The following is a 384-nucleotide window of genomic DNA, read 5'->3' as shown; positions in this document are numbered from 1 at the left end:
ACACCTTGATTTTAAAAATAAGGAAGCAAAAAGTTTGGATGAAGTAAAATATGCAATACAAAAACTTTTAAGAGCATATTTTCTTGATATAAAAAATAAGGAACTTTCAGATAAAATTAAAGAAAGAGTATTTGATATATTAGATAATAAAGAAAAATCATCAGAATTGAGTGAATCACTACAAATATTAACAGAAGCAATACATGAAGTAGAAGGTATTAAACCCATATTGTTAATAGATGAGTACGATAGTTTTGTAATAGATATGTTAGATAAAGATGAATTGCCAGAAGTAATATCATTTTTTAGAACCCTATTTGGTACAGCATTAAAAGGTAATCCTGACTTACATTTTGCAGTATTAGTAGGAATAACAGAATTAAC

General features: G+C 25.8%; 1 protein-coding gene. It reads left to right on the top strand.

Annotation, left to right across the window (positions count from 1 at the left end):
* Positions 1–34: 34 nt before the first annotated feature.
* Positions 35–384, top strand: a 350-nt coding sequence (locus AWT72_RS08930) for an AAA family ATPase (RefSeq protein WP_231724078.1), incomplete at its 3' end; no start/stop codon positions are given.

This window comes from Oceanivirga salmonicida, from assembly GCF_001517915.1.
GTDB lineage: Bacteria > Fusobacteriota > Fusobacteriia > Fusobacteriales > Leptotrichiaceae > Oceanivirga > Oceanivirga salmonicida.
Note: the sequence above shows the minus strand (reverse complement) of the source record. Positions and strands in the feature narration are given on the sequence as shown.